The organism is Actinocrinis sp. (genome assembly GCF_035946395.1).
Classification (GTDB): domain Bacteria; phylum Actinomycetota; class Actinomycetes; order Streptomycetales; family Catenulisporaceae; genus Actinocrinis.
This window is the reverse complement of record NZ_DASYZI010000191.1, coordinates 1-8,874: the sequence shown is the minus strand read 5'-3', so window position 1 is coordinate 8,874 and position 8,874 is coordinate 1. Positions and strand designations below refer to the sequence as shown.

Below are 8,874 nucleotides of genomic sequence, written 5' to 3'. Positions count from 1 at the left end.
CAGGCGAGCGGCCAGCTCGACCGTCGTGATCGGGTGGGCGCCGTAGCCGAGGTCGATGACGAGCGGAGCATCGAGCGTTGCGCGCAGCTGCGCTCCGTGTACGCCGATCAGCCAACGGTCCACCCGGCGAAGGCGGTTGGGCGCGGTGGTGCCACGGGTGACGGTGCCGACCGGTCGAGCACGCTTTGCGGCTTGCCTCGGCGCATCGGCCCGGCGTGGCTGGCGTGGCTGGATTCGGATCGGCGGTGTGGTCTTGGGCGCTGCGGGCTCAGGTGGCGTGTTCTCAGGCGGCGTGCGCTCGGACGATGTGTTCTCAGGCGGTATGTTCTGAGCCGGTGCGATCTCAGACAGTGCGGTGCACCTTATGTGGCGCCGCCTGCGCGATCGGCTTGATGACCATCAGATCGACGTCGACGTGCGCGGGCCGGGTCACCGCGAATGCCACACAGTCCGCGATGTCCTCGGCAACGAGGGGCGCCGCGACACCGCGGTACGTCGCCTCGGCGCGCTCCGCGTCGCCGTCGAAGCGGATCAGTGAGAATTCCTCTGTCTTGACCATGCCCGGCGCGATCTCGGTGATACGCACCGGTTGGCCGTTCAGCTCCAGGCGCAGTGTCTCGGTGACCGCGTGCTGCGCGTGCTTGGCCGCCGCGTAACCCGCGCCACCTTCGTAGACCAAGTGCCCGGCGATCGACGTGATGTTGACGACGTGCCCGCGGCCGTAACGCAGCATCGCGGGCAGCAGCGCCTTGGTCACCCGCACCGAGCCGAGCACGTTCACGTCGAACATCCGCTGCCAGTGCCCGAGATCAGCCTCGGCCACCGGGTCCAAGCCGAGCGCGCCGCCCGCGTTGTTGACCAGCACCGCGCACTCGGGCACCGCCTCGGCGAGGGCCGCCACCGACGTGTCGTCGGTCACATCCAGCGGGAACGGCGTCGCGCCGATCTCCGAGGCCAGCTTTTCCAGCCGGTCGACGCGACGGGCCGCGGCCACGACGTGGAAGCCCTCGGCGGCCAGGCGTCGTGCCGTGGCGGCACCGATTCCACTGCTCGCGCCGGTGACGACGGCGATCGGGGACGAAGACGGGAGCGTGGGCGCGGGCGCGGAGTCGGGGTTTGTCACGCCACCATTCTCGGACACCCTCGGCTCGTCGCGGTACATGGCCGTCTTCGGATACGTAGCCTGAGAGACGTGCGGGGAATAGGGGCACGGCGGGGGAAGGTTGCAAGGCTTCAGTGTGCCAAGCGATTCAGGGTCGCTAGTGCCCGGCACGCCTTACCGGCGCAGTGTGGAGGACCGAGCTTGATTCCCCGGCGGATTGCCACGATCTCGGTTCACACCTCGCCCCTTCACCAGCCGGGCACCGGTGATGCCGGCGGGATGAACGTGTACATCGTCGAGGTGTCCAAGCGACTCGCCGCGCTCGGCATCGAGGTCGAGATCTTCACCCGCGCCACCACAGGCAGCCTGCCGCCGATCGTCGAGATGGCGCCCGGCGTGCAGGTCAGGCACATCGCGGCCGGACCTTATGAGGGGCTCTCCAAGGAGGATCTGCCCGGGCAGCTGTGTTCCTTTACCTCGGGGGTGCTGCGCACCGAGGCGATGAGTAAGCCGGGCCACTACGACCTGGTTCACTCCCATTACTGGCTGTCCGGCCAGGTCGGCTGGCTGGCCACGGCGCGCTGGGGCGTGCCGCTGGTGCACTCGATGCACACGCTCGCCCGGGTGAAGAACGCGGCGCTCGCCGAGTCTGACACGCCCGAGCCGGCCGGCCGGCTGCTCGGCGAATCGCAGGTGGTGGTCGCCGCCGACCGGCTGATCGCGAACACCGAGCAGGAGGCCGAGCAACTGATCGGCATGTACGGCGCGAACCCGGAGCGGGTCGCCGTCGTGCATCCCGGAGTCGACCTCGAAACCTTCCAGCCCGGCGACCGAGCGCTCTCGCGGGCCCGGCTCGGCCTGCCGCCGCACGCCCCGGTGCTGTTGTTCGTCGGCCGGATCCAGCCGCTCAAGGCGCCTGACATCCTGCTGCGCCTGGCCGCGGACCTGCTGGAACGCGATCCGGAGCGCTACCGGGAGCTGACCGTCGTGGTGGTCGGCGGCCCGAGCGGCACCGGCCTGGCCGAACCGCACCACCTGACCCGCCTGGCCCGGCAACTGGGCCTCTCGGAGCGCACCCGCTTCGTCAAACCGGTCAGCCAGAACCTGCTCGCCGAGTGGTACCGCGCCGCGGACATCGCGTTGATGCCCTCGTACAACGAGTCCTTCGGGCTGGTCGCGGTAGAGGCGCAGGCCTGCGGTACGCCGGTGGTCGCGTCCCGGGTCGGCGGCCTGGTCACGGCGGTGCGTGACGGAGAGTCCGGCCTGCTGGTCACCGGTCACAACCCCGCCGACTACGCCACCGCCGTCGCCCGGCTGCTCGACCAGCCCGGCCTGCTCCAGCAGATGCGCACAGGGGCCCGCAAGCACGCTGCCGAGTTCGGTTGGGGTTCCACGGCCGACCGCCTCGTCGGCGTCTACAGCGACGCGCTCGCCGCGGGCTCGCTCAGTCGGCGTCGCGTAAGCTCGGTCGCGGGATAGCGCGAAATCGAGCGAAGCGACACCGGGATGACGGACAGCGCAGGTGAGCGTGCACGGGCCATCGCGGTCATCGAGACCGCGCTCGCCGAGGTGGAGGCCGTCTACGAGCGGCCCGGCGACGGCCACTTCGTCGTGTCCCTCCCCGGCAGCCACAAGCTGAGCACAACCTGCTCGCTGCTCGTCGGCGACCACACGCTGTCCGTCAACGCCTTCGTCGTGCGCGCGGCCGACGAGAACCACGAGGCCGTCTACCGCTGGCTGCTTGAGCACAACGCCCGGCTCTCCGGCATCGCCTTCGCGCTCGACCGGCTCGGCGACGTCTTCCTCGTCGGCCGGGTACCGCTGTCCGCGGTCACCGAGGCTGAGGTGGACCGGCTGCTCGGCTCGGTCCTCGACGCCGCGGACGCCAACTTCGACCGGCTGCTCGAACTGGGCTTCGCGGGCTCGATCCGGCGCGAATGGGCGTGGCGGCTCAAACGCGGCGAGTCGACCGCGAACCTGGCCGCCTTCGAGCGCCTGCGCCCGGACCCGGACGCCGACTCGGCCAGGCCCGCCGAGCCCTGACGAACAGTCGGCGCGGCCGACATCTGTGCGTGTCTACGTCTGCTCGTCTCTACATCTATACAACAGCTGCGAGCTCGGCCGACTGCTGTTCTACGGCTCGGGCGGCCGCCACCCGGTGTTCGAGGTGCGCCCCGATGCGCAGGTATGCCAGTGCCGCCACGGCGGACGCCGCGAAGCAGCCGATCCACAGCGGCGTCCCGCCGTATGAGCCGATCACCGCCGCGCCCGCGAGCGGCGCGACGATCTGCGAAGTGGTCCACGAGAGCTGATACACGCCCTGGTAGCGACCGCGCAGATGGTCCGGGGACAACCGCGCGGTGACCGCCTGGGCCGGCGGCGTGCCGCCGATCTCGCCCAGCGTCATGACCACCACGCAGAGCACGTACATCGCGATCGACTGCCCGAAGGCCAGTACGCCGAATCCGGCACCGATCACCAGGCTCGCGCCCGCCAGCACCCGGCCCTCGGGATAACGCCGCAACAGCCGGGTGACCGGCATCTGGAGCAGCACGATCAACACGCCGTTGATCGCGGAGATCCGGCCGAAAGTCCCTGCGGACAGCCCGCCCGCGGCCATCGCGATCGGCACGCCGACCTGGCACTGGTCGTACACGGCCAGCACGACGAACCACGTGGCGACGAACGCGACGAAGGGCCGATCGCGCAGCACCGCGCCCAAGCCGTCACCCGCTACACGGCTGCCGGTCCGTGCCGCCTTCGCTCGCTCGGCTCCGGCTCTCGCGGCGCTGTTTCCCGCGGTGCCGACGGCCGCGGCCTCGATCGCCTCGAAGGGCGTGGTGTCGCGCACCATGGCCGCGATCAGCACGGCGCACAACGCCGTCGTGGCGGCGTCGGCGTAGAAGAGGGCGAGAAAGCCGAACCGCGTGACCAGTCCCACGGCCGACATCGAGACCGCGAAGCCGATGTTGACCGCCCAGAAGGCCAGCGCGAACGCCCGCACCCGGTCCGCGCCGACCGGGACCAGGTCGGCGATCATCGCGGACTGCGCGGGACGGGACGCGTTGGCGGCCAGCCCCACCGCGAGTGCGCCGAGCCCGAGCAGCCAGGGCGAGCGGGCGTATCCGAGCGCGACGATGGTCGCCGCATTGGCGAACAGCGAGCCGACCAGCGTCGGCTTGCGCCCGACCCGGTCCGCCAGCACGCCGCCGATCACGCTCGAAGTCGCCGCGCCGACGCCGAACAGGGCGGTCACGGCGCCGGCGAGCGCGGCCGAGCGGTGCAGCGGACCGGTGACGTAGAACGCGAGAAAGGGCAGCACGAAGCCGCCCATCCGGTTGACCAGGATGCCGAGCCAGATCCACCAGAAGGCGCCGGGCAGGCCGCCGAAGGTCGAGCTCGCCGCGCTTCTGAGCCGGACCACGCGTTACCCCCTCGATCTGTTCACTGTCACCCCGCAGCAACTGCATGTAACAGCCTCAGGAGCTCTTCGGAAATTACAGTCCGACCGGGTGCGAGGGCAACGGAATATCGCGGATACGCTCGTCGGCATGGCTGATTCGTACCGTCTCGTACTGCTCCGCCACGGCGAGAGCGCGTGGAACGCGAAGAACCTCTTCACCGGCTGGGTCGACGTCGACCTGACCGCCCAGGGCGAGGAGGAGGCGATCCGCGGCGGCAAGCTGCTCGCGGACCGCGGCCTGCTGCCGGACGTCCTGCACACCTCGGTGCTGCGGCGGGCGATCCGCACCTCGCAGCTGGCGCTCGACGCCATCGACCGGCACTGGATCCCGGTGCGCCGGTCCTGGCGGCTCAACGAGCGGCACTACGGCGCGTTGCAGGGCAAGGACAAGGCACAGACCCTCGCCGAGTTCGGCGAGGAGCAGTTCATGCTCTGGCGCCGCTCGTACGACACGCCCCCGCCGCCGCTGGCCGTGGACGACGAGTACTCGCAGTTCGACGATCCGCGTTACGCGCAGTTGCCGCTGGAACTGCGGCCGCGTACCGAATGCCTCAAGGACGTCGTGCACCGCATGCTGCCCTACTGGTACGACGCGATCGTCCCCGACCTGCTCACCAGCCGTACTGTGCTGATCGCCGCGCACGGTAACTCGCTGCGTGCACTCGTCAAGCACCTCGACGGCGTCTCCGACGAGGCGATCGCGGGGCTCAACATCCCCACCGGCATCCCGCTGCTGTACGAACTCGACGCCGACCTGCGCCCACTGACCGCCGGCGGCGAGTACCTCGATCCCGCCGCCGCGGCCGAAGCCATCGAGGCCGTCAAGAACCAGGGCCGCAAGTAGTCCGAGGCAGTAGCCGGAAGCGCCGCGCGGAAAAGGACCCGAAAAAGGACCTGAAAGACCGTCAGTGAATCCTGTTGGACAGAGGAGCCCTTCGCCCGTGACTCCCGGGCGAAGGGCTCCTCTCTCTCCCCTCCGAACGCTGCGGCTGCCGCCGTGGCGAACGCCTCTGTGCAGCCGCCTCAGTGCGGCTCGCCGGTCACCAGGAAGATGATGCGCTTGGACACCGACACCGCGTGGTCGGCGAAGCGCTCGTAGTACCGGCCGATCAGCGTCACGTCGATCGCCATCTCGGTCGAGTACTCGGCCCGCTTGTCCAGCAGCGCGCCGAAGAGGGCGCGGTGCAGGTCGTCCATGGCGTCGTCGTCGACCGGCAGCTCCCGGGCGACCGCCACGTCGCGCCCCTCGATGATCTCGGCGGTCTTGGTCGCCAGGTCGACGGCGATCCGGCCCATCCGCCCGATCGTGTCGCGCAGGTCCACCGGGACCGCGACGTCGGGGTAGCGCAGCCGGGCCACTTTCGCCACGTGCCGGGCCAGGTCGCCCATCCGCTCGATGTCCGCGCTCATCCGCAGCGAGGTGATGATCGTGCGCAGGTCGCCGGCCACCGGCTGCTGACGCGCCAGCAGGTCCAGCGAACGCGCGTCGAGCTCGCGCTGCAACGCGTCGACGGCGTCGTCGGCCGAGATGACGGACTCGGCGACCTGGAGATCCGCCTCCAGCAACGCGGTGGTCGCGCGGCCCATCGCCGTGCCGACGAGACCGGTCATCTCGATCAGCGTCCTGCCGATCGAATCGAGTTCCTCGTGGTACACGTCCCGCATCGAACAACGCTCCCGTCGCTTCTCGGAGGCCCGCCGTCGTCGCTGACCACACAGTGAGGGCACCTTTGCCGAGCCTTCACCGTAGAGGCAGGGCGCCTGCCCGGGCCAGGCACGGCGGTGAATCAGACACTACCCATACGTGAACTCTTGGCGACGGATGCCGCCGCTCTCGATCGGGCCCTCGGAGCCGCCCCGGCGGGCATTTACTCTGTATGTGTGTATTACCTCGCGGCCGACTTCCACCTCGCCGCGGTGTCGGCCGCCGCGCTGGTCGCGCTGGCGACCGGCGCCGCGGGGGGCCTGGCGTTCCGGTGGAGCGAGCGCGAGCGCCGCGCCGAGCCCGCGCCCGAGCCGCTCGTGCCGCCCGGAGCCGCGGCGGTGCTGCAAGTACTGCGTTCCTCGGCGGTGCTCCTCGACACCAGCGACGCGGTGGTGAAGGCGTCCCCGGCTGCGCATGCCCTCGGCTTGGTGCGCGGCCAGCGGCTGGTGTCCGACGAACTGGTCTCGATGGCCAGGCAGGTGCGCAGGGACGGCGAGATCCGGCAGGTCGAGCTGGAGATACCGCGCGGCCCGCTGGGCGGCGACACGCTGGCCGTCTCGGTGCGGGTCGCCCCGCTCGGCGCGCATCTGGTGCTGGTGCTGGTCGAGGACCGCACCGAGGCGCACCGGATAGACGCGATCCGGCGCGACTTCGTGGCCAACGTCAGCCACGAGCTCAAGACTCCGGTCGGCGCGCTGGCCCTGCTGTCCGAGGCGGTGCTGTCGGCCAGCGACGACCCGGCCGCGGTGCGCCGCTTCGCCGAGCGGATGCAGCGCGAGGCGCACCGGCTGGCGAACCTGGTGCAGGACCTGATCGACCTGTCCCGGCTGGAGAGCGACGACCCGCTGGCCAAGGCCGAGCGGGTGGACCTCGGCGAGGTGGTCGAGGAGGCGCTGGGCCGGGCCCGCGAGGTGGCCGCCGCCCGGCAGATCGAACTGGTCGGCACTACACCCGGCGGCCTGCACGTGCTCGGTGATCTCGATCAGTTGGTCACCGGTTTGGGAAATCTTGTCGGCAATGCCGTTAACTATTCACCTGATCGTACGAAGGTGGTCGTGGCGGTGCGCCGGGAGGGAGATCTGGCCGAAATCTCCGTGACCGACCAGGGCATCGGGATTCCGGAGCAGGATCTCAAGCGGATCTTCGAGCGGTTCTACCGGGTCGACCCGGCCCGCTCGCGGGTGACCGGGGGCACGGGGCTCGGGCTCTCGATAGTCAAGCACATCGCCGCCACCCACGGCGGCGATGTCGCGGTGTGGAGTGTGGAGGGGGCCGGATCGACCTTCACCCTGCGCCTGCCGCTGTTGGGCGATCCGCCTGCGGCCAGGGACAACCGGGCGGACGGCGGCGTGCTGGAACTCAACTCAGGGAGTCGAACGACGTGACCAGGGTGCTGATGGTCGAGGACGAGGAATCGTTCAGCGACCCGCTTTCCTACCTGCTGCGCAATGAGGGCTTCGAGGTCGCCGTCGCGTCCACCGGTCCCGAGGCGCTGGAGGAGTTCGACCGGCACGGGGCGGACCTGGTGCTGCTCGACCTGATGCTGCCGGGCCTGCCAGGCACCGAGGTGTGCCGGCGGCTGCGCGCTCGCTCCACGGTGCCGGTGATCATGCTGACCGCCAAGGACAGCGAGATCGACAAGGTGGTCGGGCTGGAACTCGGCGCGGACGACTACGTGACCAAGCCGTACTCCTCGCCCGAGCTGGTGGCTCGCATCCGCGCCGTGCTGCGCCGGCACGGCCAGGCGGAGGAGCCGGACGACGCGGCGCTGGAGGCCGGTCCGGTGCGGATGGATGTGGAGCGGCACACAGTCAGCGTCAGCGGACACGGAGTGCAGCTGCCGCTCAAGGAATTCGAGCTGCTGGAGATGCTGCTGCGCAACGCGGGCCGAGTGCTGACGCGCATGCAGCTGATCGACCGAGTCTGGGGAGCCGACTATGTCGGCGATACCAAGACGCTGGACGTTCACGTCAAGCGGCTGCGCGCAAAGATCGAGCCGGACCCGGCGGTGCCGCGCTACCTGGTCACCGTCCGCGGCCTCGGCTACAAGTTCGAGCCGTGAGCCGAGCCGTGGACACCTGCCCCGCCACCGACGGCTGACTGCGGCAACCGGCCGCTGACGACGGCGCCCCGAACCGAATCCGAACCGGTCTTGTCCGAATCGGTCTGGATCGGGGCGCCATGTGCCGAGGCGGGAATCCCATCTCGGCCTTGACCCTCAGCGCTTGGACGCGCTCGGGCTCGCCGACGCCGATGCGGACGCGGATGCGCTCTTGCTCACCTCAGCACTGGCACTGGCAGTAGCACTCGCAGAGGCGCTCGCACTCGCGATCTCGCTCGCACTGGGGCTGGGCACCGCGACCCCCGCGTTCGGGTCGTAGTTCGCGAACAGTCCCGTGTTGCTGTGAACCTGCGCGCTGATCGTCACCGTGCCGAACGTGCCGAACGAGAAGACCACCTGCACGAGGTTGCCCGCCGTCAGCCCGCTGTTGGCCAGCTCGATCTGCGGCTGTCCCTGCTCGCCGAAGCTCACCGACTGCCCGGCGGTGATGCCCGACGTCGACACGCTCGCCGTGTCCGCAGCGGATCCGGTGTTCGTGGCCG

Annotated in this window: 8 protein-coding genes and 2 pseudogenes; 5 read left to right on the top strand and 5 right to left on the bottom strand. The window is 70.1% G+C overall.

What is annotated here, in order from left to right; genetic code table 11:
* Both VGS97_RS29535 and VGS97_RS12195 read right to left on the bottom strand, forming a co-directional pair.
* Positions 1-234 (bottom strand): annotated as a pseudogene (locus VGS97_RS29535) (class I SAM-dependent methyltransferase); the annotation flags it as partial.
* Between the two features lie 109 nt (positions 235-343).
* A complete protein-coding gene (locus tag VGS97_RS12195) occupies positions 344-1,123 on the bottom strand; it encodes an SDR family oxidoreductase (RefSeq protein WP_326853502.1) in 780 nt (259 codons plus the stop codon).
* 180 nt (positions 1,124-1,303) lie between these two features.
* Between VGS97_RS12195 and mshA the strand changes: the two genes are divergently transcribed.
* Both mshA and VGS97_RS12185 read left to right on the top strand, forming a co-directional pair.
* Positions 1,304-2,581 carry a D-inositol-3-phosphate glycosyltransferase gene (gene mshA / locus VGS97_RS12190; protein ID WP_326853501.1) on the top strand — a complete coding sequence of 426 codons (1,278 nt, stop codon included), beginning with the start codon at positions 1,304-1,306 and terminating at the stop codon, positions 2,579-2,581.
* A gap of 27 nt (positions 2,582-2,608) precedes the next feature.
* Positions 2,609-3,145 (top strand): YbjN domain-containing protein, encoded by a 537-nt coding sequence (locus VGS97_RS12185; protein ID WP_326853500.1) that lies wholly within the window; start codon positions 2,609-2,611, stop codon positions 3,143-3,145.
* Between the two features lie 55 nt (positions 3,146-3,200).
* Here VGS97_RS12185 and VGS97_RS12180 read toward each other — a convergent pair whose 3' ends face one another.
* On the bottom strand, positions 3,201-4,526 hold the full coding sequence (locus VGS97_RS12180; protein ID WP_326853499.1) for an MFS transporter: 1,326 nt from the start codon (positions 4,524-4,526) through the stop codon (positions 3,201-3,203).
* 127 nt (positions 4,527-4,653) lie between these two features.
* Here VGS97_RS12180 and VGS97_RS12175 point away from each other — a divergent pair, with 127 nt between their 5' ends.
* Positions 4,654-5,409, top strand: a complete 756-nt coding sequence (locus VGS97_RS12175; RefSeq protein WP_326853498.1) for a phosphoglyceromutase — start codon at positions 4,654-4,656, stop codon at positions 5,407-5,409.
* 179 nt (positions 5,410-5,588) lie between these two features.
* Here VGS97_RS12175 and phoU read toward each other — a convergent pair whose 3' ends face one another.
* Complete coding sequence (phoU, locus tag VGS97_RS12170) at positions 5,589-6,230, bottom strand: phosphate signaling complex protein PhoU (RefSeq protein ID WP_326853497.1); 642 nt, start codon at positions 6,228-6,230, stop codon at positions 5,589-5,591.
* Positions 6,231-6,446: 216 nt separating this feature from the next.
* On the opposite strand from phoU, the gene VGS97_RS12165 reads away from it, so the two are divergent.
* Entirely contained in the window at positions 6,447-7,655 is a 1,209-nt protein-coding gene (locus tag VGS97_RS12165) for a sensor histidine kinase (protein ID WP_326853496.1), read from the top strand.
* Positions 7,652-8,332: a response regulator transcription factor gene (locus tag VGS97_RS12160; protein WP_326853495.1), complete on the top strand. Its 681-nt coding sequence runs from the start codon at positions 7,652-7,654 to the stop codon at positions 8,330-8,332. Before VGS97_RS12165 ends, VGS97_RS12160 begins: the two co-directional genes overlap by 4 nt.
* A gap of 156 nt (positions 8,333-8,488) precedes the next feature.
* Here VGS97_RS12160 and VGS97_RS12155 read toward each other — a convergent pair.
* Positions 8,489-8,874 (bottom strand): annotated as a pseudogene (locus VGS97_RS12155) (hypothetical protein); the annotation flags it as partial.